At 65.3% G+C, this 26622-nt stretch carries 25 protein-coding genes; 7 read left to right on the forward strand and 18 right to left on the reverse strand.

The genetic code is table 11. From position 1 onward, the window contains the following. The first annotated feature begins 11 nt into the window (after positions 1–11). Genes CSQ99_RS10395 through CSQ99_RS10405 form a run of 3 tightly spaced genes read left to right on the forward strand, consistent with a single transcriptional unit; the run spans position 12 to position 3999 of the window. Positions 12–983 (forward strand): TIGR03617 family F420-dependent LLM class oxidoreductase, encoded by a 972-nt coding sequence (locus CSQ99_RS10395; protein WP_176560969.1) that lies wholly within the window; start codon positions 12–14, stop codon positions 981–983. Positions 984–1023: 40 nt separating this feature from the next. Beyond that, the gene (locus CSQ99_RS10400; protein WP_099038974.1) at positions 1024–2502 is read left to right on the forward strand and encodes a flavin-containing monooxygenase; all 1479 of its coding nucleotides are present in this window, start codon (positions 1024–1026) and stop codon (positions 2500–2502) included. A 9-nt stretch (positions 2503–2511) separates the two neighbouring features. After that, a complete protein-coding gene (locus CSQ99_RS10405; protein ID WP_099038975.1) occupies positions 2512–3999 on the forward strand; it encodes a flavin-containing monooxygenase in 1488 nt (495 codons plus the stop codon). Here CSQ99_RS10405 and CSQ99_RS10410 read toward each other — a convergent pair. Then, positions 3956–4717 (reverse strand): helix-turn-helix domain-containing protein, encoded by a 762-nt coding sequence (locus tag CSQ99_RS10410; protein ID WP_099038976.1) that lies wholly within the window; start codon positions 4715–4717, stop codon positions 3956–3958. The two genes, CSQ99_RS10405 and CSQ99_RS10410, sit on opposite strands and share 44 nt — an antisense overlap. A gap of 35 nt (positions 4718–4752) precedes the next feature. Between CSQ99_RS10410 and CSQ99_RS10415 the strand changes: the two genes are divergently transcribed. After that, positions 4753–5124: a DUF4345 domain-containing protein gene (locus tag CSQ99_RS10415; protein WP_099038977.1), complete on the forward strand. Its 372-nt coding sequence runs from the start codon at positions 4753–4755 to the stop codon at positions 5122–5124. Between the two features lie 39 nt (positions 5125–5163). On the opposite strand, the gene CSQ99_RS10420 is transcribed toward CSQ99_RS10415, so the two are convergent. Both CSQ99_RS10420 and CSQ99_RS10425 read right to left on the reverse strand, forming a co-directional pair. Further along, complete coding sequence (locus CSQ99_RS10420) at positions 5164–6276, reverse strand: Rv3169 family protein (protein WP_099038978.1); 1113 nt, start codon at positions 6274–6276, stop codon at positions 5164–5166. Beyond that, complete coding sequence (locus tag CSQ99_RS10425; RefSeq protein WP_099038979.1) at positions 6276–7409, reverse strand: phosphotransferase family protein; 1134 nt, start codon at positions 7407–7409, stop codon at positions 6276–6278. The genes CSQ99_RS10420 and CSQ99_RS10425 overlap by 1 nt, the downstream gene beginning before the upstream one ends. A gap of 46 nt (positions 7410–7455) precedes the next feature. On the opposite strand from CSQ99_RS10425, the gene CSQ99_RS10430 reads away from it, so the two are divergent. Next, positions 7456–8058, forward strand: coding sequence for a TetR/AcrR family transcriptional regulator (locus tag CSQ99_RS10430; RefSeq protein ID WP_099038980.1), 603 nt, complete (start codon positions 7456–7458; stop codon positions 8056–8058). A 93-nt stretch (positions 8059–8151) separates the two neighbouring features. Here the strand turns inward: CSQ99_RS10430 and CSQ99_RS10435 are convergent, their stop codons facing one another. Beyond that, positions 8152–8928 (reverse strand): enoyl-CoA hydratase, encoded by a 777-nt coding sequence (locus CSQ99_RS10435; protein ID WP_099038981.1) that lies wholly within the window; start codon positions 8926–8928, stop codon positions 8152–8154. 66 nt (positions 8929–8994) lie between these two features. Between CSQ99_RS10435 and CSQ99_RS10440 the strand changes: the two genes are divergently transcribed. Next, positions 8995–10497 carry an FAD-dependent monooxygenase gene (locus CSQ99_RS10440; protein WP_245908844.1) on the forward strand — a complete coding sequence of 501 codons (1503 nt, stop codon included), beginning with the start codon at positions 8995–8997 and terminating at the stop codon, positions 10495–10497. After that, positions 10494–11093, forward strand: a complete 600-nt coding sequence (locus tag CSQ99_RS10445; RefSeq protein ID WP_099038982.1) for a TetR/AcrR family transcriptional regulator — start codon at positions 10494–10496, stop codon at positions 11091–11093. The genes CSQ99_RS10440 and CSQ99_RS10445 overlap by 4 nt, the downstream gene beginning before the upstream one ends. Before the next feature lie 4 nt (positions 11094–11097). On the opposite strand, the gene nuoN is transcribed toward CSQ99_RS10445, so the two are convergent. The 14 genes from nuoN to CSQ99_RS10515 are packed head-to-tail and all read right to left on the reverse strand — an operon-like array spanning position 11098 to position 26496. Continuing rightward, a complete protein-coding gene (gene nuoN / locus CSQ99_RS10450) occupies positions 11098–12675 on the reverse strand; it encodes an NADH-quinone oxidoreductase subunit NuoN (protein WP_099038983.1) in 1578 nt (525 codons plus the stop codon). Then, positions 12672–14240, reverse strand: a complete 1569-nt coding sequence (locus CSQ99_RS10455; protein ID WP_099038984.1) for an NADH-quinone oxidoreductase subunit M — start codon at positions 14238–14240, stop codon at positions 12672–12674. Before CSQ99_RS10455 ends, nuoN begins: the two co-directional genes overlap by 4 nt. Continuing rightward, entirely contained in the window at positions 14234–16114 is a 1881-nt protein-coding gene (nuoL, locus tag CSQ99_RS10460; RefSeq protein ID WP_099038985.1) for an NADH-quinone oxidoreductase subunit L, read from the reverse strand. Before nuoL ends, CSQ99_RS10455 begins: the two co-directional genes overlap by 7 nt. A 6-nt stretch (positions 16115–16120) precedes the next feature. After that, the gene (gene nuoK / locus CSQ99_RS10465; RefSeq protein ID WP_099038986.1) at positions 16121–16420 is read right to left on the reverse strand and encodes an NADH-quinone oxidoreductase subunit NuoK; all 300 of its coding nucleotides are present in this window, start codon (positions 16418–16420) and stop codon (positions 16121–16123) included. Then, positions 16417–17187: an NADH-quinone oxidoreductase subunit J gene (locus CSQ99_RS10470; RefSeq protein ID WP_425437809.1), complete on the reverse strand. Its 771-nt coding sequence runs from the start codon at positions 17185–17187 to the stop codon at positions 16417–16419. The genes nuoK and CSQ99_RS10470 overlap by 4 nt, the downstream gene beginning before the upstream one ends. Then, positions 17184–17708 (reverse strand): NADH-quinone oxidoreductase subunit NuoI, encoded by a 525-nt coding sequence (gene nuoI, locus CSQ99_RS10475; RefSeq protein WP_099038987.1) that lies wholly within the window; start codon positions 17706–17708, stop codon positions 17184–17186. Before nuoI ends, CSQ99_RS10470 begins: the two co-directional genes overlap by 4 nt. Beyond that, positions 17701–18945: an NADH-quinone oxidoreductase subunit NuoH gene (gene nuoH / locus CSQ99_RS10480; protein ID WP_099038988.1), complete on the reverse strand. Its 1245-nt coding sequence runs from the start codon at positions 18943–18945 to the stop codon at positions 17701–17703. The genes nuoI and nuoH overlap by 8 nt, the downstream gene beginning before the upstream one ends. Then, positions 18942–21329 carry an NADH-quinone oxidoreductase subunit G gene (locus tag CSQ99_RS10485; RefSeq protein WP_099038989.1) on the reverse strand — a complete coding sequence of 796 codons (2388 nt, stop codon included), beginning with the start codon at positions 21327–21329 and terminating at the stop codon, positions 18942–18944. The genes nuoH and CSQ99_RS10485 overlap by 4 nt, the downstream gene beginning before the upstream one ends. After that, positions 21330–22646 carry an NADH-quinone oxidoreductase subunit NuoF gene (gene nuoF / locus CSQ99_RS10490; protein WP_099038990.1) on the reverse strand — a complete coding sequence of 439 codons (1317 nt, stop codon included), beginning with the start codon at positions 22644–22646 and terminating at the stop codon, positions 21330–21332. It abuts the gene before it with no gap. After that, positions 22643–23512: an NADH-quinone oxidoreductase subunit NuoE gene (nuoE, locus tag CSQ99_RS10495; protein ID WP_099038991.1), complete on the reverse strand. Its 870-nt coding sequence runs from the start codon at positions 23510–23512 to the stop codon at positions 22643–22645. Before nuoE ends, nuoF begins: the two co-directional genes overlap by 4 nt. Then, positions 23509–24861 carry an NADH dehydrogenase (quinone) subunit D gene (gene nuoD / locus CSQ99_RS10500; protein WP_099038992.1) on the reverse strand — a complete coding sequence of 451 codons (1353 nt, stop codon included), beginning with the start codon at positions 24859–24861 and terminating at the stop codon, positions 23509–23511. Before nuoD ends, nuoE begins: the two co-directional genes overlap by 4 nt. Beyond that, complete coding sequence (locus CSQ99_RS10505) at positions 24861–25580, reverse strand: NADH-quinone oxidoreductase subunit C (protein ID WP_099038993.1); 720 nt, start codon at positions 25578–25580, stop codon at positions 24861–24863. Before CSQ99_RS10505 ends, nuoD begins: the two co-directional genes overlap by 1 nt. Continuing rightward, positions 25580–26134, reverse strand: coding sequence for a NuoB/complex I 20 kDa subunit family protein (locus CSQ99_RS10510; protein ID WP_006245530.1), 555 nt, complete (start codon positions 26132–26134; stop codon positions 25580–25582). Before CSQ99_RS10510 ends, CSQ99_RS10505 begins: the two co-directional genes overlap by 1 nt. Next, the gene (locus tag CSQ99_RS10515; RefSeq protein ID WP_099038994.1) at positions 26125–26496 is read right to left on the reverse strand and encodes an NADH-quinone oxidoreductase subunit A; all 372 of its coding nucleotides are present in this window, start codon (positions 26494–26496) and stop codon (positions 26125–26127) included. Before CSQ99_RS10515 ends, CSQ99_RS10510 begins: the two co-directional genes overlap by 10 nt. Positions 26497–26622: the final 126 nt, after the last annotated feature.

Consider the following 26622-nt stretch of genomic DNA (forward strand, 5'->3'; position numbering starts at 1 on the left):
CTGTGAAGGTCATGACAGCGTTGTTCGGCCCGACGGATGCGATCGAACGCGCGCACGCGCTGCGCGAAGCGGGTGCCACCGGGGTATTCACGTTCGAGGGACCGCACGACGTGTTCGCCCCGCTGATGGTCGCGTCTACCGTCGGGGGTCTGGACCTTATGACCAACGTGGCAATCGCGTTCCCACGCAACCCCGTTCAGCTCGCGCATCAGGCCAACGACATGCAGCTGCTGGCGCAGGGGCGCTTCACGCTGGGCCTCGGCACGCAGGTGCGCGCCCAGATCGAGAAGCGCTACGGCGTCGCCTTCGACAAGCCGGTCGCGCGGATGAAGGAGTTGGTCGGGGCGCTGCGTGCGATCTTCGCTGCGTGGAATGACGGCGAACGCCTGGATTTCCGCGGCGAGTACTACCGGCACACCCTTATGACACCGACTTTCAACCCGGGCCCCAATCCGTTCGGCCCGCCCCCGATCTACCTCGGGGCACTCGGTCCGCTGCTGACCCGAGCGACCGCCGAGGTCGCCGACGGCCTGCTGGTCATGCCGTTCGGGTCGAAACGCTTCCTGCACGAGGTGACCATGCCCAACGTGCGCAAGGGGCTGGCCGCGGCGGGCCGTGATGCCGCGGAGCTCGAGGTCGTGCCGGAGATCATCGTGTCCGTGGGAGAAGACCACTCCGCTGCCCGGCGCCTGCTGGCGTTCTACGGGTCGACGCCGGCTTACCGACCGGTACTGGATGTGCACGGCTGGGGTGACATGCAACCCGAGTTGAACGCGTTGTCGAAGCAAGGACGCTGGGAGGACATGGCCGGGCTCATCGACGACGACGTGCTGCACACCATTGCGGCCTGCGGCAGTCCCGCCGACGTTGCCGCCCACGTCCGTGACCGGGTCGACGGGGTGGCCGAACAAATCTGTCTCTATCAGCCAGGACCGATCGCGGTGGAGTCGTTGGCGTCGATCGTGGACGCGCTCGGGTCCTGACCCATATCGTGGTACCCAGCCGAACCAAGGGAGGTTGCGGATGGAGCGTTCGGACGAGTACTTCGATGTGTTGATCATCGGCGCGGGGATTTCCGGGATCGGCGCCGCATATCGCATCCACGAGAAGAACCCAGGCCTGTCCTACACGGTGCTCGAGCGACGGGAACGTATCGGCGGGACCTGGGATCTGCATCGGTATCCCGGCATCCGGTCCGACAGCGACATCTTCACTCTGAGCTACCCCTTCGAACCGTGGACCCGACCGGAGAACGTCGCCGACGGACAGGACATCCGCGAATACCTGGTCGAAACGGCGCGCAAGCACGGCATCGAGGAACACATCCGGTTCGGCACCCGCGTCATCTCGGCCGACTGGGATTCGGCCACCGATACCTGGACGGTGCAGACCGAGACCAACGGCGAGCCGAAGTCCTACCGCGGTCGCTTCTTGTTCTTCGGCACGGGCTACTACAACTACGACGAGCCCTACAAGCCGAACTTCCCCGGCATCGACCAATTCACCGGTGAAGTGGTGCACCCGCAGCAGTGGCCGGAATCGCTGGATTACGCCGGCAAGCGGGTCGTCGTGATCGGCAGCGGCGCAACAGCCATCAGTATGATCCCGTCGTTGTCGGAGACAGCGGGCCATGTCACGATGCTTCAGCGTTCGCCGTCCTACGTCATGACGACGCCGCGCATCCATCCCGTGGTCCAGGCCATCCGCAAGGTACTGCCCAAACGCGCGGGCAATACAGCCGTTCGGCTCTACAACACCATCTTCACGGTGCTGGTCTACGCGATCGCTCGTGGGGCGCCGCGGTTCAGCAGGTGGATCGTGCGCAGTGGGGCGAAACGCGCTCTGCCCAAGGGGTATCCGGTCGACGTGCACTTCAAGCCCAAGTACAACCCTTGGGACCAGCGCCTTTGCGTCGCGCTCGACAACGACATCTACGAGGCCATCGCCGACGGTCGTGTGGACGTGATGACCGACCAGATCGACCATATCGATGCCACCGGGATTGCGTTGCGCTCGGGGGAGCGCATCGACGCCGACGTGATCATCACCGCCACCGGAATTCAGTTGCAGGCTCTCGGCGGCGTCGCGTTGAGTGTCGACGGCGCAGAGGTCAAGCCGCAGGATCGGTTCGTTTACAAGGAGCACATGCTCGAGGACATTCCGAACGCCGCATGGAGCGTCGGCTACATCAATGCCTCGTGGACACTGCGCGTCGACCTCACCGCCCGATCGGTGGCGAAGCTGTTGGCGTACATGGACTCCCACGGCTACACCCACGCGTATCCACATCTTGGCGACAAGCCGATGCCCGAGAAACCGGCGTGGAACATCAACGCCGGCTACGTCCAGCGGTCCGGACATGTGCTGCCCAAGTCCGGAACCCATCGGCCGTGGAACGTGCGCCATAACTATGTGCTCGACGTCATCGACCACCGATTCGACCGCATCGAGGAGTCAATGGTGTTCGGCCGAGCGCACGACAGAGCAGTGAAGTCCGCCTAGGAGGTTCTCATGACTGAATACAGCGACGTGCTGATCATCGGGGCGGGCTTCTCCGGCATCGGGGCGGCCTACCGGATCCGCGAGAAGAACCCGCACCTGAGCTACACGATCCTGGAGAGGCGCGAGCGCCTTGGCGGCACGTGGGATCTGTTCCAGTATCCCGGCATTCGGTCGGACAGCGACATCTTCACGCTGAGCTTTCCGTGGGAGCCGTGGACGCGTAAGGAGATGATCGCCGACGGCGCCGACATCTGGCAGTACATGGCAGACACGGCGCGCAAGCACGGCATCGACGAACACATCCGCTTCAGCACCCGTGTCATCGCCGCCGACTGGAATTCGGCCACCGACACCTGGACCGTTCAGGCTGAACAGGACGGCGAGCTCAGGACCTATAGCGCGCGGTTCCTGTTCTTCGCCAGCGGCTACTACAACTACGACGAGCCGTACTCGCCGCCGTTCCCCGGCATCGAGGACTTCACGGGCGACGTGGTGCATCCGCAGCACTGGCCGGACGGATTCGACTACGCGGGCAAGCGACTGGTCGTCATCGGCAGTGGCGCGACCGCGGTCAGCATGATCGCGTCGCTTGCCAAGACGGCCGGGCATGTGACGATGCTGCAGCGCACACCGTCGTATCTGTTCTCGGTACAGCGGGTGCAACCGGTGATCAACGGCATACGGAAGGTCCTGCCGCGCAGAGCATCTCATGCGGCGGCTCGTGTGGCCCTTTCGTTGTTCGGTGCCGTGCTCTGGCTGGTCTCCCGCCGGGCACCCGGCTTCAGCAAGCGTCTGTTGCGCGCCGGCGCCGAAAAGAACCTGCCAGCGGGATACGACATCGACACCCACTTCACGCCGCCGTACAACCCGTGGGATCAGCGGATGTGCTTCATCCTCAGCGGCGATTTCTACAAGGCGGTGGGCAGGGATGACGTCGACATCGTGACCGACCACATCGACCACGTGGACGCCACCGGCATCGTGTTGAAGTCGGGCAGACACCTCGACGCCGACGTGATCATCACCGCGACCGGAATCCAGTTGCAGGCCCTCGGTGGAGTTGAGATCCGCATCGATGGTGAGGAGATCAAGCCGAACGAGCGGTTCGCCTTCCGGCGTCACCTTCTCGAAGATGTGCCCAACGCGGCATGGTGCTTCGGTTACTCGAACGCGTCGTGGACGCTGGGCGCCGACATGACGGCGCGCTCTTTCGCCAAGCTGTTGTCCTACATGGATTCCCACGGCTACACACACGCCTACCCGCACCTCGGGGACGCCCACATGCCCGAACAGCCCGTGTTCAACCTCCAGTCGGGTTATGTGCTGCGCGCACCGAATGTGCTGCCGAAGTCGGGGGTGCGCAGGCCGTGGGAAGTGACGCACAACTATCTGCGCGACGCGATCGGCAAACGGTTCGAGGACATCGAGGAGTCGATGGTGTTTGGCCGCGCGACTACGGCGTCCGCACCGCAAGCCCAGTCTGAAGCAGTCGGCTAGCGGAGAGCCCGAAGGTCGACTTGAACCGGTCGGCGAGGTGCGATGGACTCGCAAAGCCGGACTTCATCGCGGCCTCGGTCAGGTTGGCGCCGCCGGCGATGGCGGTGCCTGCGTGCACGAGCCGCACCCATATCCGGTAGCGCCGCAGGCTCGTCCCGAGTTCGCCGCGGAACAGATGCAGGAATCGCGACTCCGACAGCCCGGCCTCGATGGCGAGTTCTCGGGACGACACCGCGCTCGCCGGGTCGGTCCGGATCCGGCGGGCCGCGGCGGCGATGCGCGGATCGATGGCGCGCAGGGCGGTAGGCGCGGCCAGGTCGAGCCATCGGCGGGCGCTGTCGTCGTCGGCGGGAGTGAACGTCAGCTGCGGCTCTGCCGTGTGAGTGACTCCTATTTCGCCGCGCCACTCCGTCATCCGGCTTCGACAGGATTCGGCGCGAACAGATGTCGGCTCCAGGTAGCAGGACACCAGCCCGCGGCCGAGGCAGGTGAGGTGGTGTGTCAGCCGTGGCGGAATGAGCAGGCTCGTAGCTTCGGAGGTGGCGCCGTCGGGGGTCGTCACCGCCAACGGTCCGTCGATGCCGACGGCAAAACACCATACCGATCCCGAGTGCGGCTCCAGATTCAGGCTCGGGCCGGCATACAGCGCTTGGCCCGGCCACAGCCAGACCGTCGGGCAGCAGGTTTGTGGAAGCGCCGCCGCCGTCTGAGCCGTCATGCTGATCTCCTAGGTCAACCGCACAGGAGGCTACCGTGACGATCGCGGTCATCGCCGTTATCGGCGTGTTTTTCGCGGGGATGGGCTGCTACGCGCTCGCGGCCCCCGCAGCGATCATCCGCCCGTTCGGCATCACTCTTGGTTCAGCGGCGGCGCGCTCGGAGGTCCGCGCGGTGTATGGCGGGTTCGGGCTGGCGATCGCTGGCGTGCTGGGGTACGCAGCGGTCGCCGACGGTGACGTCCGGACGGGAATCTTGATCGCCGTCGGCGCCGCGCTGGCGGGGATGGCGTTCGGCCGGCTGGTGTCCGCGGTGCTCGACGAACGAACGGCGTTCTATCCCAACTGGTTCTACTGCCTGGTCGAAGCCGTCGCGGCCGCCACCCTCTTCGCGATTTGTGGAGTCTGAGCCGCGCTCACCGCAGCCAAGACTCCACAAATCGCGCCACTAAGGGGCGACGGTGAGCCAGTCGGCGAAGCCCGACGGGTCGTGCCGCCCGAGCGCACCGTGCTCGAACAGGCCCCAGCCCTCGACGGACTTGCCGTTCTCGGTGCACACGGCGCGGCCGACGTGGTCGATGACGCCGAAGCCCGCCCGGCTCACGATCGCCGGATCGGTCATGTCGTATGTCAGGCGCTCGGTGAACTTGTCGCCCTTCCACATGCCGTGTATCCAGTCGGAGTCACCGCCGTAGCCGCCGCCGACGTGGATCGGCACCGGCAGCTTGGACTCCACGTCAAAGTGCACTGCGGAGCCGTCCTGCGCGGTCGCCTCGATGGTCGCGCCGGTCGGGATCCGCGTGCCCGACGTGTAGTGGATCTTGACCCGCGGCCAGCCCATCTGCTCCACCCGCCCGTCGCGCCAGATTCGCGTGACGTCGTTGAGGCTGCGGAAACCGTTGGGCTCCTCCTGGATGATCAGGCAGATCGCGAAGTCGTCGAACGCCATCGGCACGTACAGCCACCACATGCCCTCGAACGGCGGATGCGCCGGCCGGCCGGCGGGCTCGGCCTCACCGATCGGCCGGATGCCCCATGACCGATCCCGGCTGCCGATCCAGACGTCAGGGTCGACGGCGATATCCTCGCCGTCGATCGAGATCGTTCCGGCCCAACTGCCGACCTGGGCGAACCGTTGTGCGTCCAGCGTCACGCGCGTCCCCGACCGAAGCACGTGGCGCTGCTCCTGGATCACATCGAACAGTCCGTTCCAGGTGAGATCGGCGGCGATGCCCTCGGTCTCTTCGAGGATGATCCGAAGTTTGTGCAGCGGTTCGGTGACCTCGACGCGGTAGCCCAGCACGTGCTGGTTCAGCCGGTCGGAGTCGATGCCGTCACTCAGGTGCACTGCGGTCTGGGTATCGCCGCGCCGCACCAGGAAGAACGCATCCTTGACCCCGAGGTTGGGGTAGTAGCCGAGGCCGGTGATCAGGAAGATGTCGCCGGTGCGGTCGTGGGCGTTGAAATAGGAGCGGTCATAGAAGTTGCGGTCTGACGCCCCTGGCCACGAGATCGGTTGCGGTATCTGGTGAATCGGGAATTCGTCGGTGGGTCCGAGCATCAGGCGTCAACTCCAATGAGTCGTTTGAGTACAGAGCCGTGGTAGAACAGCGATTCGACGTCTTCGGGCTTTTCCATCTCGCCGAAGCGGACCCGCCGGGCGGTGGTCCGCATGAAGACGCAGCACCAGATCACGCCGGAGTACACGTAGAACCAGTTCAGGTCGCCGAGCTCGACTCCACTGCGCTCGGTATAGACGGACCGCACGTCCTCCTCGCGCATGACGTCGGGCAGCCCGGGTAGGCCTGCCAGTCCGGCCAGCTCCTGAAAGACCATGTGGGCGAATATGATCCACGCCACGTCCATCTCGCGCGGCCCCAGCGTGGCCATTTCCCAGTCGAGCACGGCGGCGGGCTTGAACCCGTCGTAGAGCACGTTGCCGACGCGCGAGTCGCCCCACACCAGAACGGAATCGGTCGCGGCGGTGTCCTCGGGCCAGTTCTCCTCGAGCCACTCGAGGGACCGTTCCACCAGGCCGGAGCGACCGATGTCGGGAACCGCGAACTGGTACCAGGCCTTCAGCCAGTTGAAATTGCGCCGCAACGCGTTGGGCTCCGAACCGTCGTCCAGGAATCCGAACGTCTTCTCGGGCTCGGGAATCGCATGCAGTTTCGCGATCACCTCGACGGTGCTGTCCTGGAGCTCGCGCTGGCTCTCCACGGGGGCATCGGCAAACCAGTTGCCGCCGAACGTATATGGCATCACGTCGGGCGGAACGCGCCCATCGACGTAGTCCATCAGGAAGAACTGAGTGCCCAGTACCGAGCCGGTCGGTTCCAGCCAACGCACCGGCGGGACCGGCACATCGCTCTTCTCGCCGACGAGGCGGATCACGTCGAATTGATGGTCCATCCGGTAGGACGAGAACACCGGCACATCCTGCTCGGCCGGGGCGACCCGCGCCACGAACTTCTGCTCGTGCCGCTCGCCGTCCTCGTCCCAGCGGCCCGTCAGGATGATCGTCTCCGACGACATGCCGTTGGAGTCCACGCCGCTTTCCACGGTGATCTCGGGGGTGGCACCGCCGGGCAGCACAGTCGAGAGCCATCCGGACATCACCTCGGGCAGCGCGGTGAGGTCGCGGCTTGAGTGCTCCAGACGGCTGATGTCTTCGACAGCCGGTTCGCTTGGCATCAGAACTGTTCCTTCGGCCGGTAATTACGATACGATCGGTAGCGATATGAAATCAGACGCGTCGGTTGTTGACAAGACCCCGGGCGCCGGGAGGCCCCGGGATCCACGCATCGACGCTGCCATTCTGCGCGCGACCGCCGAACTCCTAGTGGAAATCGGATATTCCGGCATCACGATGGCCGCCGTTGCCGAGCGCGCGGGCACCACCAAGACGGCGTTGTACCGGCGGTGGTCCAGCAAGGCGGAGTTGGTGCATGAAGCTGCCTTCCCTGCGGCGCCCACCGCGATCGAGACGCCGCCGGGCGATATCACCGCCGACATCCGCGCGATGATCGACGCGGCAAGGGCGGTGTTCACCAGCCCCCTGGTGCGCGCTGCGCTGCCCGGGCTGATCTCGGACATGGTTGCCGATGCCGAGCTCAACGCCCGCGTCATGGGGCGCTTCACAGGGGCGTACGCCGCCGTGCGCACCCGGCTGGCCGATGCCGTCGTGCGCGGCGAGGTGCATGCCGACATCGACCCCGACAGGCTCGTCGAGGTGATCGGCGGGGCCACCCTGATGCGGATCCTGTTGTGGCCCGAGGAGCCATTCGGTGCCGATTGGGTGGACCAGACCACCGCCATCGTCGTCCACGGCGTGGTCGCATAGCCCTTATCCGCGTACCCACCTAGCTGCGAGTGACCGTGTCTGTACGGCAACGCGCTGCGAGTCGTGTGCAGTTCAAGGTCGCTCGCGCCAGCCTCAGCGCTCGATCTGGCCCTTGTTGCGCTCGGCCACCGCGCGGAACCGATCACCAAGGCCCTCGAAGTCGCGGAGTTGCGCGTTCGCGATCTTCGCCTCGGCGGCCAACGCCGGATCGATGACGGCGGAAGCACCCGTCGTGTAGATCTCCTTGAGCCCCAACATGGTCGGACGGGGAACCTCGGCGATCTGCGACGCCAATTCGATTGCCCGGTCGAGCAGGTGGTCGTGGACGACAACCTCGGTCACCAGGCCGATGTGCTCGGCCCGCACCGCGTCGACGACTTCGCCGGTCATCGACAGGCGCCTGGCCATTCCGAGACCGACGAGCTGGGGGAGACGTGCAGTCATGCCGCCACCGGGCAGGATGCCGACGCGAGCGTGGGTGTCGGCGAACACCGCCCGCTCCGAGGCGATGAGAAAGTCGCAGCCGAGCGCCATTTCGAGGCCGCCGGTGAACACCGCCCCGTTGATCGCGCCGACGATGGGAGTGCGCATCTTGCCGGTGGCCTCGATGCAGCTGTGCGAGCGGAACTCCGCGAAGTACTTGGAGCCGTCGCGCTGCGCCTCTTTCAGGTCGACGCCGGCGCAGAACGCCGGGTCGGTGCCCGTGAGCACGACGGCGCGCACCGACTCGTCGTCGTCGGCCTCGGTCAATGCGGCATACGTCGCACGGATCAGATCGCGGCTCAACGCATTCCGGGCCTCGGGGCGGTTGAGGGTCAACACGCGCACCGGACCGTGGTCGGTGACGAGAACGAGCGGAGCGGTGGTCATCACACGAATGTAGCGGGCTGCGATTCAAGAGGAGTACATTCAATTACGTATCCGTTTCGTAATTGTATGGAGATTGTTCCGATGGAGCAGGTGTTGGTGGTGGGAGCCGGTCCGGCGGGTTTGGGCCTGGCGTGTGCCCTTATGCAACACGGCATAGCCGTCCGTGTCGTGGACAAGTCCCCCGGACCGGCGACAACGTCACGGGCGAACTTCCTGCATGCGCGTGGATCGGAGGTGCTCGACCGACTCGATGCACTCGGTGATCTGCCGCAGCGCTCGGTGCGCGCCATGCAGATCACGAATTACCTCGGCGACAAACCGATCATGCGAATCCGGTTCGGTGACCCCGGCATGCAGACGGCTGCTCCTCCCATGGTCATCTCGCAGGCGGAGGTCGAGGCAACGCTGCGGAGCCGGCTCGCCGAACTCGGCGGCACGATCGAGTGGGGCACACCGCTGGTCGGCGTGCGACAACACGCGTCCGGTGTAGTCGCGACCATCGGCGACGAGGAGACGACTACGGCATGGCTGGTCGGCTGCGACGGCGCCACCAGCACCACCCGCAGGCTCGCCGGCATCGGCTTTCCCCGGGTGAAGCTCAGCGAGCGGTTCCTGCTCGCCGACGTCGCATTGGACTGGGATCTGGATCGTTCGGGAACAACCGGCTGGATCCACCCGAGTGGGATGATCGGCGTGATGCCGATGCCCGGCGGGCTGTGGCGCGTCTTCGCGTACGATCCGGGCCAGCCAGCCGAAAAGCCAACCGAGTCAGAGATTCTCGCCCGGCTCGAGCAGATCCTTCCCGAAAGGACCGGCCGTGATGTTCGCGTTCTCGACGCCGACTGGCTGTCGATATTCACCGTGCACCGCGGGCTCGCCGACACGTACCGGCATGGTCGTGTGCTGATCGCCGGCGACGCCGGCCACATCCACGCACCATTTGGCGGGCAGGGCATGCTCACTGGGCTCGGCGACGTGGAGAACCTCGCGTGGAAGCTCGCCCTCGTCGTCAACGGCGGCGCCGACGACGCACTGCTCGACACCTATGAGGCGGAGCGGAGGCCGCTGGCCACCGAGGTGTTGCGCGGCACAAGCGCCGTCACGCGAATCAATGTGGCCCAGGGCCGTTTCGGGCGCTTCATCCGCGACCGAATCGTTGCTCCCATCTTTAAAATTGCTGCCCTTCAACGGTTGGTGACCTTTAAAGCCTCGCAGCTGTGGGTGAGCTACAGACGGGGTCCGTTGGCCGAGACTTCGCGATTGAAAGCGAGGCTGACAGGGAAGCCCAGACCCGGAGACCGGGTTGCGGATCGCGAGTGCTTCCGCACCGACGGCGCGCCGACTCGGCTCTATGTAGAGCTACGCGGACAGTGGGCGCTGCTGACTTCCGACGACTCGCTGCGGCAGACGGCCCGTGCTCATCTAGGGAACCGCATCGCCATGTTGCGCAGTATCGATCGCGACACCTGGCTGGTGCGGCCCGATGGCCACTTGGCCTGGCGGGGTGACGATCCCGATGCGTTGGAGCACTGGTTGCGCTCGGCTCTGAGCAGCGGAAGCGTCCGATGACGACTCCCGCGCGCGGTCGGCCACGAGACCCCGCGCTCGACACCGCGATTCTCACGGCGGCGCTGGATTTGTTCATCGAGCACGGTATCGCCGGGACGAGTATCGAGCAGGTCGCCAGGCGGGCAGGGGTGGGAAAGCCGACGGTCTACCGACGCTGGTCGAGCAAGGAGCAGCTCGTCGCCGATGCGATCGAGAGGTTTGTCGCGACCGGCGTTCATTGGCCGTCACGCGAGGAGATCGACGCCGTAGGACCGCAGGAGTTGATTCGCCGCAACATCGACGCGGCCGCGCGCACTTCCGCGGACGTGACATTCCGTGCTCTCGTGGCCCAGATCTACGGATCGGCGGTGACGCATCCGCTATTGATGCGTACGTACTGGGACCATTACGTTGGTCCGCGGCGCGCACTCGCCATCGCCATGCTCCAGCGGGCCCAAACTGAGGGTTCCGTTCCGCGCGACGCCGATCTCGACGTGCTCGTCGACATGCTTGCGGGCGCTGTCACCTACCGTGTGCTGCAGCCTGATCCGCCGACGGCTCGGCAGATGCGGCGCTACCTCGAATCCGCTTACCGCCAGGTCGGGCTGTTGCCGTGACGAGCTAGCGCAGGAACTGGTTGGCGGTGTTCGCCAAGTCCAGCAGCGGTTGCGGCAGGGCGCCGAGGGCGAACGTGACCGCCGCGGTGACCGTGACGACGGCGGTGCTCAGCACGCTGGGTACCACCACTGTCGGCGCGTCGTCGGGCGGGTCGGTGAAGAACATCAACACGATGACCCGTACGTAGAAGTACGCGGCGACGGCGCTGGCGAGTACGCCGACGATGACCAGCGGTATCGCGCCGCCCTCGCCCGCCGCCTTGAACACCGCGAACTTGCTGACGAACCCGCTCGTCAACGGGATACCCGCGAACGCCAGCAGGAACAGCGAGAACACCACCGCCACAACGGGGTACCGCCTGCCCAGTCCGGCCCAGCGCGCCATCGCGGTGTCCTCCTCGCCGGCCGAATTGCGGACCAGACTCACCACCGCGAATGCCCCAACGGTGCTGAACCCGTAGGCGAACAGATAGAACAGCGTCGACGACAGGCCGGCTTCGTTCTCGGCGATCACACCGGTGAGGATGAATCCGGTATGCGCCACCGCCGAGTACGCGAGCATGCGCTTCACATCGGTCTGCGTGATCGCGGTGATTGTGCCGACGACCATCGTCAGGATCGCGATCGCCCAGAGCACCGGGCGCCAATCGTCGCGCAGCTCGGGCAGCGCGACGTAGAACAGCCGCAGCATCGCCCCGAACGCCGCGATCTTGGTGGCTGCGGCCATGAACGCGGTGATCGGAGTCGGAGCGCCCTGATACACGTCGGGGATCCACGAGTGGAAAGGCACGGCGCCGACCTTGAACAGCACGCCCACCAGCACCAGCCCCGTACCCATCAGGGCCAACGACGTCTTGCCGGAACCAGCCGCCACCACTTCGGCGATCTCACGCAGATCGAGCGTCCCTGCGTAGCCGTAGAGCATCGCGGCTCCGAACAAGAAGAATGCCGACGAAAAGGCGCCGAGCAGAAAATATTTCAGCGCCGCTTCCTGCGAGAGCATCCGATTCCGGCGGGCGAGCCCGCACAGCAGGTACAGCGGCAGCGACAGCACCTCGAGCGCGATGAACATCGTCAGCAGGTCGTCGGCGGCCGGAAACAGCAGCATGCCGCCGACGGCGAACATCGTCAGCGGGAACACCTCGGTCTGGATGACACCGGCCTTGGTGGCGAGCTGTTCGGCGACGGAGCCGGGAATGGCGGACGCCTGCGGCGTGAACCCGTCCAGCCCTCGAGTTCCCTTGTCGCCCTGCGATTCTGTCCCGATCTGACGTTCGGCGATGAGCAGGATGCCAAGCACCGCGACCAGCAGGATGGTGGCCTGCAGGAACAACGCCGGTCTGTCGATGACGACGGCTCCCATGATTGCCGAGCGGCCGACGGTGTCGTGCATATCGCGCGTGAGGGCCACCACGGCGACGAAAGCTGCGGCCAGCCCGCCGAGGCACAGCACGAGCTGGGCGGCGTACCTACGTTGGCGCGGCAGAAATGCCTCGACGAGGACGCCGGCGATCGCCACCCCGAACACGATCAGCATCGGGGACAGCAGGTCGTACTCGACGACGGGCGTTTGCAGGTTCATCGCGTCGGCCCTTCTGCGAACTGAGGAACCGGATCAGGTTGGTCGATCGTGGTCAGCGTGTGGGTGACCGCGGGGTTGATCACGTCAAGTGCGGGTTTGGGGTACACGCCCAATACGATCAGCAGCGCGATGAGCGGTGCGATGACGAGGATCTCGCGTGGTACGAGATCCCGTAGCTTCTCGTTGCCGTCCTTGACCGGACCGGTCATCATCCGTTGGTACATCCACAGGATGTACACGGCGGACAAGACCAGTGCGGTGGATGCGAATACCGCGAACACCGGATAGCGGGTGAATGTGCCGACCAGCACCAGGAATTCGCTGATGAACGGCGCCAACCCGGGCAGAGACAGTGTCGCAAGGCCCGAAATCAGGAAAGTGCCTGCCAGGACGGGCGCGACTTTTTGCACGCCGCCATAGGAGTCGATCAGGCGACTGCCTCTGCGCGACACCAGGAACCCCGCAATCAGGAACAGGGCTGCGGTCGAAAGGCCGTGGTTGACCATGTACAGCGTCGAACCGGACTGCCCCTGACTCGTCATCACGAAGATGCCGAGGATGATGAAGCCGAAGTGGGAGATCGACGTGTAGGCGATCAAGCGCATCACATCGGTCTGGCCGATCGCCACAATCGCCCCGTAGACGATGCCGATCACCGCCAGCGTGATGATCATCGGACGGAAATACGTTGCGGAGTCCGGGAACAACTGCAGGCAGTACCGCAGCATGCCGAACGTGCCGACCTTGTCCATGATCGCCATCATCAGCACCGCGCTGGCGGGCGTGGCCTCGACGGCGGCGTCCGGCAGCCAACGGTGGAACGGCCACAGCGGCGCCTTGACCGCGAACGCGAACATGAAGCCGAGGAACAACAGGTTCATCACGGCCGGATTGACGACGAACTCGCCGCTCGACACCGCTTCGACGATCAAGCGGAAGTCGAACGTGCCGCTCTCGAAGGCATCGCTGCCTGCGGTGACGACGTAGAGGCCGATCACCGCGGCCAGCATGACCAGGCCGCCGAACAGGTTGTACAGCAGGAACTTCACCGCCGCCTTAGAGCGACCCTCGCCCCCGAAGCCGCCGATGAGGAAGTACATCGGGATCAGCATCGCCTCGAAGAAGACGTAGAACAGCAGGATGTCCAGCGAGACGAGAGACATGATGACCATGCCCTCGACGGCCAGCGTCAGTGCGAAGTACGCGTGCGTCGAGCGACCACCCCATGCGGCCTCGTCGCTGACGTCGTTCCAGCCGGCGATCAGCAGCAATGGCACCAGCACCGCGGTGAGCGCGACGATCGCCAGTGCGATGCCGTCCAACCCGAGGATGTAGCCGGTGCCGAAAGACGGCATCCACGTATGGGATTCGACGAACTGGTACTGATCACCGCCGGGATCGAAGTTCACCGCGAGCAGCACCGTGATGGCCAGCACCACGACCGAGATCACCAGCGCCAGCCACTTGGATGCCGCGCGTAGCGATGCGGGCAGCAGGATCACCACCGCGGCGCCGACCATCGGCACCACCCACAGAACTGTCAACCACGGCAATGAGGTCACCACAGTTGCACCGCCAGGATCGCGCCGACGATGAGTAACGCGCCTGCCAACATCGACAGTGCATAGGAGCGGGCGAAACCGGTCTGCAACTGCCGCAGGCCGGACGATGAGCGGGTGACCAGTGCGGCCAATCCGGTTCCCGCGCCGTCCACTGCCTCGTCGTCGATTTCGACCAACCCCCTGGCGACCAGCTGACCCGGTCGCATGAATAGCTCTTCGTTGAGTGCGTCGCCGTACAGGTCGTTGCGGGCCGCCACGGTGAGTGCCGAGCCCGTAGGCACCTCTTCGGGCACCGCACGGGTGCCGTACATCCGGTAGGCGATCGCGATACCGACGGCCACCACGGAAAGGATCACGGTGGTGACCACCCACACCGGTGCGACGTGGTGGATCTCGTGGCTGCCGACGACGGGTTCCAGCCAATGCTCGAGTGTGCCGCCGATGGCGAACGCCGCGCCGGAACCGACTGACCCGATGGCCAGCAGGATCATCGGCCAGGTCATGACCTTTGGTGACTCATGCGGATGCGCGTCCGGCGCCCAACGCTTTTCGCCGAAGAACGTCATCAGCATCACGCGGGTCATATAGAACGCGGTGATACCTGCACCGAGGATCGCCGTGCCACCGAGAATGTAGCCCTTGACTCCGCCCGCACCGAGTGCAGCCTCGATGATGCCGTCCTTGGAGAAGAAGCCGGCCAGGGGCGGCACACCGATGATCGCCAGGTAGCCGAGCCCGAACGTCGCGAAAGTGATCGGCAGGGCCTTGCGCAGACCGCCGTAGCGGCGCATGTTGACCTCGTCGTTCATCCCGTGCATCACCGACCCCGCGCCGAGGAACAGGCCGGCCTTGAAGAAGCCGTGGGTGAGCAGGTGCATGATCGCGAACGCGTATCCGGCCGGTCCGAGGCCGGCCGCCAGCACCATGTAGCCGATCTGCGACATCGTCGATGCGGCAAGCGCTTTCTTGATGTCGTCCTTGGCGCAGCCGATGATCGCGCCGAACAGCAACGTGACAGCGCCGACGATCACGACACCGAGTTGCGCATACGGTGCGAGGTCGAAGACCGGGCCCGAACGCACGATCAGGTAGACGCCTGCGGTCACCATCGTCGCGGCGTGGATGAGCGCCGACACCGGTGTCGGACCCTCCATCGCGTCGCCAAGCCAGGACTGCAGTGGCACCTGGGCGGACTTGCCGCACGCGGCCAGCAGGAGCAGCAGGCCGATCGCCGTCAGCACTCCGTCGCTGACCCCAGGCGCTGCGGCGAAGACGCCTTCGAAGGAGATGGACCCGATATAGGCGAACATCACCATCAAAGCGACGGCCAGACCGATGTCGCCGACACGGTTGACGACGAACGCCTTCTTCGCCGCAGTCGCCGCCGACGGCTTGTGCGCCCAGAACCCGATCAGCAGGTACGACGCCAGGCCCACGCCCTCCCAGCCGACGTAGAGCCCCAAATAGTTGTCGGCGAGCACCAGCAGCAGCATCGCGGACAGGAACAGATTGAGGTAGGCGAAAAACCGCCGCCGCTCGGGATCTTCGGCCATGTAGCCGATGGAGTAGATGTGGATCAGCGAGCCGACACCGGTGATCAGCAGTACGAAGCACATCGACAACTGGTCGAGGTGCAGACCGAAGTCGACCTGCAGACCCGCCACCGGCACCCAACTGAACAGCGATTCTCCGATGGTGCGATGTTCGGCGTCGCGGCCGAGCATGTCGGTGAACAGCATCGCGCCGACAACGAACGCGCCGAGCGAGGCGGCAGTGCCAAGCAGGTGGCCCCAGCCGTTCGTGCGCCGTCCGCCCAACAGAAGTATCGTCGCGCCTGCCATCGGCAGGGCGATAGTGAGCCACACTGGAATCGTCATCGCGCCCTAGTGTTTCAGCAGACTTGCGTCGTCGACCGAAGCCGAACGGCGGGTACGGAAGATCGTCATGATGATGGCCAGCCCCACCACGACCTCGCAGGCGGCGACCACCATGGTGAAGAAGGCCACCATCTGGCCGTCGAGTTGGCCGTGCATGCGGGAGAACGTCACAAAGGCGAGGTTGCAGGCGTTGAGCATCAGCTCGACGCACATGAACATGATGATGGCGTTGCGGCGCAACAGCACTCCGGCCGCACCGATCGTGAACAAGAGAGCGGACAGGTACAGGTAGTTGTCGGGGTTCACTTGTCGTCACCACCGCCGTCGGTCGGATCCACCGTCCGCTTTTGCAGCAGCGCACTGACGGACAGCTCTGAGACCGATCCATCGGGAAGGCGCGCAGCCATGTCGACGGCGTTGTTGCGTGCGTACACACCGGGGTTGGGCAAGGTCGTCGGGTATCCGCCCGGTTGGAAGCGTTCCTCGGACAACTCGCGCTGGGTCTTGCGGCGTTCGAAGCGTTCGCGGTGGGCCAGCACCATTGCGCCAAGGGCGGCGGTGATCAGCAGCGCACCGGTCAACTCGAAGGCCCACAGGTATTCGGTGAAGATGAGGACGGCCAGGCCCTGGACATTGCCGCCGGCATTGGCTTGCTCCAGTCCGACGAATCCGCCCACCGAGACACTGCCGATCCCCGCGATGAGTAGGACGCCGAAGCCGACGCCGATCGCGATGGCCGCGACGCGTTGTCCCCGAATGGTTTCGACCAATGACTCCGAGGTGTCGACGCCGACGAGCATGAGCACGAACAGGAACAACATCATCACCGCGCCGGTATAGACCACTATTTGCACGACGCCGAGGAACAGCGCGTCCTGGGCGATGTAGAAGACCGCAAGCACGATCATCGTGGTGGCCAGGAACATGGCCGAGTACACCGCTTTCGGTGCGGCGACGACGCCCACCGCTCCGGCGACCGCGACGGTGCCCAGCACCCAGAACAACACGGCTTCTGTCGTGGAGGTGTGGCCGGCTACGTCAGCGGCGGCTGACGCGAAGAACTCCAGCGTCACGTGGCGTCCTCGGTCACCGGCTTGATGTTGCCGCGGTAGTAGTCCTCGTCGGTGCTCCCCGGTTGCATCGGATGGGGCGGGGGCAGCATGCCGGACTTCAGCGGGGCGAGCAGTTTGTCCTTGCCCCAGATCAAGTCGGCGCGATTGTCGTCGGCCATCTCGTACTCGTTGGTCATCGTCAGGGCCCGGGTCGGGCATGCCTCGATGCACAACCCGCAGCCGATGCACCGGAGGTAGTTGATCTGGTAGACGCGGCCGTAACGCTCACCGGGCGAGAATCGTTCGTCTTCGGAGTTGTCGGCGCCCTCGACGAAGATGGCGTCGGCCGGGCAGGCCCACGCGCACAACTCACAGCCGATGCACTTCTCCAGGCCGTCGTCGTAGCGGTTGAGTTGGTGCCGGCCGTGATAGCGCTTGGACGTCGGGCCTGGCTTCTCCGGGTATTCCTCGGTAATGCGCTTCTTGAACATGGTGCCGAACGTCACGCCGAAGCCGGCGATCGCATCGAAGAACTTAGGCATCTGCTGTCTCCTTTGAAGCCGTATCCCTGGTGGCAGTCGGCAGCGGTGGCACGGGGAACGCGCCTGACCGCATGGCCTGCGGTGGGATCTTCTGAATGTTTCTGGCCCGCACGGTTCTCCACAGCGCGAACAGCAGGATCAGCGCCACCACTGCGCCCACCGTGATCAGACCGGTCGAAAGCTGGTTGTAGCCCTGGTTGCGAAGGCTGCGCGTGGAGGAGACGATCACGATCCAGATCAACGAGACTGGGATGAGCACCTTCCAGCCGAGCGCCATGAACTGGTCGTAGCGCATCCGGGGCAGTGTTCCGCGCAGCCAGAAGAACATGAACATGAAGCCCCACACCTTGGCGATGAACCACAGCAGCGGCCACCAGCCCGTGTTGGCGCCGTCCCACAAGTTGATAGGCCACGGCGCATGCCATCCCCCGAGGAACAGCGTGGTGGCCAGTGCCGACACCGTGAACATGTTGACGTACTCGGCAAGCATGAACATCGCGAACTTGATGGACGAATACTCGGTGTGGAACCCACCGACCAGTTCACCCTCGGCCTCGGGCAGATCGAAGGGCGCCCGGTTGGTTTCGCCGACCATCGAGATCACGTAGACGACGAAAGACGGCAGCAGCAGGAAGATGTACCAAGTGCCGTCCTGCGCGGCGACGATGCCCGAGGTCGACATCGTGCCGGCGTAGATGAAGACCGCGACGAACGACAGGGCCATCGCAATTTCGTAGGAGATCACCTGCGCGCTCGATCGAATACCGCCCAACAGGGGATAGGTGGAACCGGAAGCCCAGCCCGCCAATACGATTCCGTACACCCCGATCGACGTCGCGGCGAGCACGAACAGCACCGCCATCGGCATGTCGGTCAGCTGCAGCGCGGTGCGATGTCCGAAGATCGACACCTCGCCGCCCATCGGGATCACGGAGAACGCGATGAACGCGGGAACCACGGAGATGACCGGCGCCGCAAGGTAGATGAACTTGTCCACTCCGGCCGGGATGAGGCCCTCTTTGAGGGCCAGCTTGACCCCGTCGACCAGTGATTGCAGCAGTCCCCACGGTCCGACGCGGTTCGGTCCCGGGCGCATCTGCATATAGCCGAGGATCTTGCGCTCGAGGAGGATCGCCACCAACAAGGACAGCATCAGGAAGACGAAGATTCCCAGCGCCTTGAGCAGGATCAGCCACCACGGGTCGTGCCCGAACAGCGTGGGGTCGGGGTAGGTCATAGTGCAGCCCGCCCGATCGACACGACGGTTCCTGTGGTCACGCCGAGCTGCCGGTATACCGCCGACTGGGGCGAGTTCATCGGCAGCCACACGGTGCCGTCGGGCATGTCGGTGATCAGCAGGGGCAGAGTGACCTCGCCACGTTCTGTGCGCACGGTTACCAGATCGTCGTCCGCAGCATCGATTTCGCCCGCGGTGACCGCCGACATCCGGGTGACCGGTTGCCGGGCGGTGCCTGCGAGGTGTGGTTCGCCGTCCTGCAGGCGGCCATCGTCGAGCAGCATGCGCCAGCCGGCCAGCACCGCCTTGCCCTTGCCGGGCTGCTCGGCCTGCGACGGCGACACCGATGGCCCGCTCGACCGTTGACCCGACCACAGTCCCAGCTGCGCCATCTCCTCACCTGCGGCAAGGGCCGTCGGCAGGTTCAGGTCGACCCCGAGCTCGTCGGCGAGGAACTGCAGGACCCGCCGATCGGGTGTGGCATTGGTCTGCAGCGCCGCCTCGAACGGGCGAATCCGGCCCTCCCAGTTCACGAATGCCCCGTCCTTCTCGACAACGGGTGCGACCGGGAAGACCACGTCCGCGCGTTCAGTGACCGCGCTCTGACGTAGCTCGAGGCTCACCACGAACGGTGCGGCGTCGATCGCCGCAAGGGCCGCGTCCGGGTCGGGGAGGTCAGCGAGTTCGACTCCGCCAACCAGCAGGGCTCCCAACTCGCCCTTGCGCGCCGCGTCGATGATGCCCGCGGTGTCGCGTCCGGGGGTGCTCGGCAGCTCACCGACATGCCATCCATTGGCTGTCTGTTCTCGGGCGGTGACATCGCTGACCGGTCGGCCGCCGGGCAGCAGACCGGGCAGTGCGCCTGCCTCCAGGGCCCCGCGCTCACCGGCCCGTCGTGGTATCCATGCCAGTCGGGCGCCGGTCGCGGCGGCCAATCTGCCTGCGGCAGAAAGCGCTCCTGGCGAGGTGGCGAGGCGCTCGCCGACCACGATGACGGCTCCGGGAAGCTTCAGCTGTGCGTCATCGGCCAGACCGTCGAGTGCGGCGGCCTCACCGCCTGGCACCGTCGCGATCAGCTGGCCGCGCATCTTGGAAAGCGAACGGGTGGCGAACGGCGCGATCGCCTTCACCTGAAGTCCGTTCTTACGGACCGCCTTGCGCAACCGCAGGAACACGATCGGCGATTCTTCTTCGGGCTCCAGCCCGGCCAGCAGCACAGCGGGCGCGTTTTCGAGGTCGGTGTAGGTCACCGTCATCGGCTGTCCTGCGATGTGCGCGGCCAGGAACTCGGCTTCCTCGGCGCTGTGGGCGCGCGCCCGGAAGTCGATGTCATTGGTGTCCAACACCATTCGGGCGAACTTCGAGTACGCGTAGGCGTCCTCGACGGTCAGCCGTCCGCCGACAAGCACCCCGGCGTTACCGCGCGCGGCGGCGAGTCCGGTACAGGTCACGTTGATGGCCTCCGACCAGGAGGCCGGTCGCAGCTCGCCGTCGTCGCGGACCAGGGGAGTGGTGATGCGGTCACCCTGGGTCGTGTAGGTGAACGCCCAACGTCCCTTGTCGCAGTTCCACTCCTCGTTGACCTCCGGGTCGTCACCGGCCAACCGGCGCAAGACCTTTCCGCGGCGGTGGTCGGTGCGCTCCGCGCATCCGCTTGCGCAGTGTTCGCACACGCTGGGGCTGGAAACCAGGTCGAACGGCCGGGCACGGAACCGGTAGGCCGCGCCGGTGAGCGCGCCGACCGGGCAGATCTGCACGGTGTTTCCGGAGTAGTACGACTGGAACGGCTCACCGGGTGCGATGCCCACCTGTTGCAGCGCACCGCGTTCGAGCAGTTCGATGAACGGGTCGCCGGCGATCTGCTCGGAGAAGCGGGTGCATCGCGCGCACAACACGCAGCGTTCCCGGTCCAGCAGCACCTCGGACGAGATGTTGATCGGTTTGGGGAAGGTTCGCTTGACGTCCTCGAACCGAGTTTCGGGGCGGCCGTTGGACATCGCCTGGTTCTGCAGCGGGCACTCGCCGCCCTTGTCGCACACCGGGCAGTCGAGCGGATGGTTGATCAGCAGAAGTTCCATTACTCCCTGCTGGGCCTTGTCCGCGGACTCCGACGTCATCTGCGTGCGCACCACCATGTCCGGTGTGCACGTGATGGTGCACGAGGCCATCGGCTTGCGCTGCCCTTCGACCTCGACCAGGCACTGCCTGCAGGCACCCACCGGGTCGAGCAGCGGATGGTCGCAGAACCTCGGGATCTGGATGCCGATCAGCTCGGCGGCCCGAATCACCAAGGTGCCCTTGGGCACACTGACCTCCACACCGTCGATGGTGAGGTCCACCATCTCGACGGGCGGGGCGTCGTGGGTCGGTTCGGTCACTGTCATCTAGACCCCCACCCCTTCGGTTGCCATCAGAGTCGACGCGTGCGGGTCGAACGGACAGCCGCCGGCCAGATGCTCGTAGTACTCGTCGCGGAAGAACTTGATCGACGACAGGATCGGCGCGGCCGCGCCGTCACCCAACGCGCAGAACGATTTTCCGTTGATGTTGTCGGCTATGTCCAGCAGCTTGTCGATGTCGGCCTCGGTGCCCGTGCCGGTCTCCAGGCGCGCATAGATCTGCGCCAGCCAGTACGTGCCCTCGCGGCATGGTGTGCACTTGCCGCACGACTCGTGCGCATAGAACTGCGTCCAGCGACGCACCGCGCGGACCACACAGGTGGTCTCATCGAACACCTGCAGCGCCTTCGTGCCGAGCATCGTTCCCACCCCTGCCATGCCTTCGTAATCCAGGGGCACGTCGAGGTGTTCATCGGTAAGCAGCGGTGTGGATGAGCCGCCGGGTGTCCAGAACTTGAGGCTGTGGCCGGCGCGGATGCCGCCGGCGTAGTCGAGCAACTCGCGCATCGTGATGCCAAGCGGGGCCTCGTACTGCCCGGGAGTGGTGACGTGGCCGGACAGCGAGTACAGCGTGAAGCCCGGCGACTTCTCGGTGCCCATCGACCGAAACCAGTCCACGCCGTTGAGCAGCACGGGCGGGACACTGGCGATCGATTCGACATTGTTGACCACCGTCGGCGAGGCGTACAGGCCGGCGACGGCGGGAAACGGTGGGCGCAGGCGCGGCTGTCCGCGACGGCCCTCCAGGGAGTCCAGCAGCGCTGTCTCCTCACCGCAGATGTAGGCGCCCGCTCCGGCGTGCACGATCAGTTCCAGGTCGAAGCCCGAGCCCAGAATGTCCGTGCCCAGATAGCCGGCGTCGTAGGCCTCGGCGACCGCCGCCTGCAATCGTCGCAGCACCGGTAGCACCTCGCCGCGGACGTAGATGAACGCGTGGTGGGCCCGGATCGCATACGCCGCGATGATCACACCCTCCACCAAAAAGTGCGGTGTCGTCAGCATCAACGGAATGTCTTTGCACGTACCGGGTTCGGACTCGTCGGCATTGACGACGAGGTAGTGCGGCTTGGCGCCTGCGCCAGTGTCGTCCTGCGGGATGAACGACCACTTGGTACCCGTCGGGAAGCCCGCGCCCCCGCGCCCCCGCAGACCCGAATCCTTCACGGTGGCGATCAGGTCGTCGGGATCCATGGCGAGCGCCTTGTCGAGCGCGCGGTAGCCGTCATGGCGACGGTAGGTATCCATAGACCAGGGTTCTGGCTCGTCCCAGAACCGGCTCAACACGGGAGTAAGTGGTGTCATGCTTTCGAATCCGTTGCCTTCGGGTCGGTTTCGGGTTTGTGCGGCTTCGCAGGCACGTCGGCGGACGGGGCCGGGGCGGCTTGGTCCTTGGTTGCCTCGGCCGCGACTTTCTCGTCGTCGGGGCCGCTGTGGGAGTCCGTAACCGCAGTGACCGGGGGCGCCTCCATGCCGCGTTCCTTGGCGATCCGCAATCCGGCGAGGGTGGCGTCGCCGGTCGGGGTCTGCGCAGCGGCCGATTCCGGATCCGGCAGACCTGCAAGGACTCTCGCGGTCTCCTTGAAGGTGCACAACGGCGCGCCGCGGGTCGGGATGGGCGGTTCGCCCTCCCGCAATCCGTCGACGAGATCGCGGGCCGACGACGGTGTCTGGTTGTCGAAGAACTCCCAGTTGACCATCACCACCGGTGCGTAGTCGCATGCGGCGTTGCACTCGACGTGCTCGAGGGTGACCCGGCCGTCAGCAGTCGTTTCACCGGCGTGGACACCCAGATGATCCTGCAGCGCTTCGAGAATCGCGTCGCCGCCCATGATCGCGCAGAGAGTGTTGGTACACACGCCGACCAGGTATTCACCGGTCGGCGTGCGGCGGTACATCGAGTAGAACGTGGCGACCGCGGTGACTTCGGCGTCGGTCAGTCCCAACTTCTTGGCGCAGAACGCGATACCTGCGGGTGTCAGACATCCGTCTTCGGACTGGACGAGGTGCAGCAGCGGCAGCAATGCCGAGCGGCTCTCCGGGTACTTGACGATCACCTGCTCGGCGTCGGCCGCAAGTCGGGCGGTCACGTCGGCCGGATATGTCTTGGCGCCGTGAATCGGTGGACCCGGCTCATCGGGACGCTGGCCAAGCTCTAGGAACACCGTCACCTGTCCACGCCCCCCATCACCGGGTCGATCGACGCCACCGCGGTGATCGCGTCGGCGACCATGCCGCCCTCGCACATCGCCGCGACGGCCTGGAGATTGTTGAACGAAGGGTCGCGGTAGTGCACGCGGTACGGACGGGTCCCGCCGTCGGAGACCATGTGCACGCCGAGCTCACCGCGCGGCGACTCGACCGCGACGTAGACCTGCCCCGCGGGCACTCGGATCCCCTCGGTGACGAGCTTGAAGTGGTGAATCAGCCCCTCCATCGAGTGGCCCATGATCTTCGCGATGTGTTCGTTGGAGTTGCCGAGGCCGTCGGGCCCGAGCTTCAGGTCGGCCGGCCACGCCAGCTTCTTGTCCTGGATCATCACGGGTCCGGGATTCGGCACGTCGAGCCGTTCGACGCACTGCTCGATGATCTTCAGTGACTCGTGCATCTCCTTGACCCTGATCAGGTAGCGGCCGTACGAGTCGCACGCGTCGTCGGTGATCACGTCGAAGTCGTAGGTCTCGTACCCGCAGTAGGGCTGTGACTTACGCAGGTCGTGGGGCAGGCCCGTCGAGCGCAGGCAGGGACCGGTGATGCCAAGTGCCATGCACCCGGTCAGGTCCAGATAGCCGATGCCCTGGGTGCGCGCCTTCCAGATGTAATTCTCGCTGAGCAGGTCTTCGAGGTCTTTGAGCCTCTTGGGCATCAGCTTGAGCATGTCGCGGATCTCGGGGATGGCCTCGTCGGGCAGGTCCATCGCCACGCCGCCAGGGCGGATGTAAGCGTTGTTCATCCGGAGCCCGGTGATGGTTTCGAAGATCGACAGGATCTGCTCGCGTTCGCGGAACCCGTAGAACATCGCACCCATGGAACCCAGCTCCATGCCGCCGGTGGCCAGGGCGACCAGGTGTGAGGAAATCCTGTTGAGCTCCATCATCATCACACGAATGACGCTGGCGCGTTCGGGGATGTCGTCGGTGACGCCGAGCAGCTTCTCCACCCCAAGGCAGTACACCGTCTCGTTGAAAAGCGGTGATAGGTAATCCATTCGGGTTACAAAGGTGACACCCTGCGTCCACGTGCGGAACTCGAGGTTCTTTTCGATGCCGGTGTGTAGATACCCGATACCACAACGGATCTCGACGATCGTCTCGCCCTCGATTTCGAGGATCAGGCGCAGCACTCCGTGGGTGGACGGATGCTGGGGACCCATGTTGACGACGATGCGTTCCCCGGCGTTCGACGCCGCGCTCCGCTTTGCGGCCTCGACGACCTGGTCCCAGTCCTGGCCGCCGACAACGACAACGGTTTCGGTACCGCCCGATTGAGAAGGATTGGCCGGGGTTTCCGGTGAATTCATCAGTTGTAAGACCTCCGCTGATCGGGCGGCGGGATCTCAGCGCCGTGGTACTCGACCGGGATACCGCCCAACGGGTAGTCCTTGCGTTGTGGGTGGCCCACCCAGTCGTCGGGCATCTCGATGCGCGTCAGGGCGGGATGGCCGTCGAAGATGATGCCGAAGAAGTCGTAGGTTTCGCGCTCGTGCCAGTCCACGGTCGGATAAACCGTGTATAGCGACGGGATGTGGGGGTCGTCGTCGGGTGTGGCGACTTCCACACGGATGCGGCGGTTGTGGGTGATCGACAGCAACGGGTATGCCGCGTGCAGCTCGCGTCCGCTGTCGTCGGGATAGTGCACACCGCTGACCCCGAGGCACAGCTCGAACCGCAGACCGGGATCGTCGCGCAGGGCTTGCGCCACCGCCGGCAGCTGCTCGCGCCGAACTTCCAGCGTCAGCTCGTCGCGGAAGACCACCACCCGTTCGATCGACGCGGCATAGCCGTCCTCGCCGAGTGCCGTGGTCAACGTGTCGATGACCTCGTCGAAATAGCCGCCGTAGGGGCGTGGCGAACTGCCTGGCAGCGCGACAGGACGGACCAGACGGCCGTAGCCCGAGGTATCGCCGGAGCCGCTGGCACCGAACATGCCGCGGCGTACCCCGATGACCTCGGGCGGCTCGATGTCAGCCTGCCGACCAGTGTTTTCAGTCGAGGTTGTTTGTTCTTCGCCGGGGCTCATCACCGCAGCAGCCCTTTTAATTCGATGGTCGGGGTTACCGATAGGGCGGCCTTCTCGGCTTCGCGGATCGCCTCCTCGCGGTGAACGCCGAGTGGCATCTCCTGAATCTTGTCGTGCAGCTTGAGGATTGCGTGCAGCAGCATCTCGGGCCGCGGGGGGCACCCGGGTAGGTAGATGTCGACCGGGACGACGTGGTCGACGCCCTGCACGATGGCGTAGTTATTGAACATGCCGCCCGAGGAGGCGCACACACCCATTGCCAGCACCCATTTGGGCTCGGCCATCTGGTCGTAGATCTGGCGGAGCACCGGCGCCATCTTCTGGCTCACGCGACCTGCGACGATCATCAGGTCGGCCTGCCGGGGCGTCGCCGAGAACCGCTCCATGCCGAAACGTGAGATGTCGAACCGCGGACCCGCCGTCGCCATCATCTCGATCGCGCAGCAGGCGAGTCCGAACGTCGCGGGCCACAGCGAGCCCTTCCGGATGTAGCCGGCGACCTGCTCGACCGTCGACAGCAGAATCCCGCCGGGCAGCTTCTCCTCTAGTCCCATGCCAGGCCTCCTCTCCGCCAGACGTACGCGTAGGCGACGAACACCACCACCATGAAGAGAAGCATCTCCACCAGCGCGAACAGTCCGAGATTGTCGAATGCGACCGCCCACGGATAGAGGAAGACGATCTCGATGTCGAAGATGATGAACAACATCGCGGTCAGGTAGTACTTGATCGGGAACCGCTGGCCTGCCGAGTGGGCACTGGCCAGTTCGGGGACCGGCTCGATGCCGCACTCGTAGGCCTCGAGTTTGGACTGGTTGTAGCGCCTCGGGCCGATCAGCAGAGCAATGCCGACCGAGCCGATCGCGAACGCCGCCGCGATGGCGCCGAGCACCAGTATTGGGGTGTACAAATCCATGCCGAGCGAACGCTCCCTCGTGGGCTGTCGATGTGAGCTTACCCACACCCTAGCGGGCTCAGCGATGAGCGCCACACGTTGGGGTTAGTATGGCTAAGATCACATATTCGTGACGCCGGCGTGCCC

Source organism: Mycobacterium neglectum (genome assembly GCF_002591975.1).
GTDB lineage: Bacteria > Actinomycetota > Actinomycetes > Mycobacteriales > Mycobacteriaceae > Mycobacterium > Mycobacterium neglectum.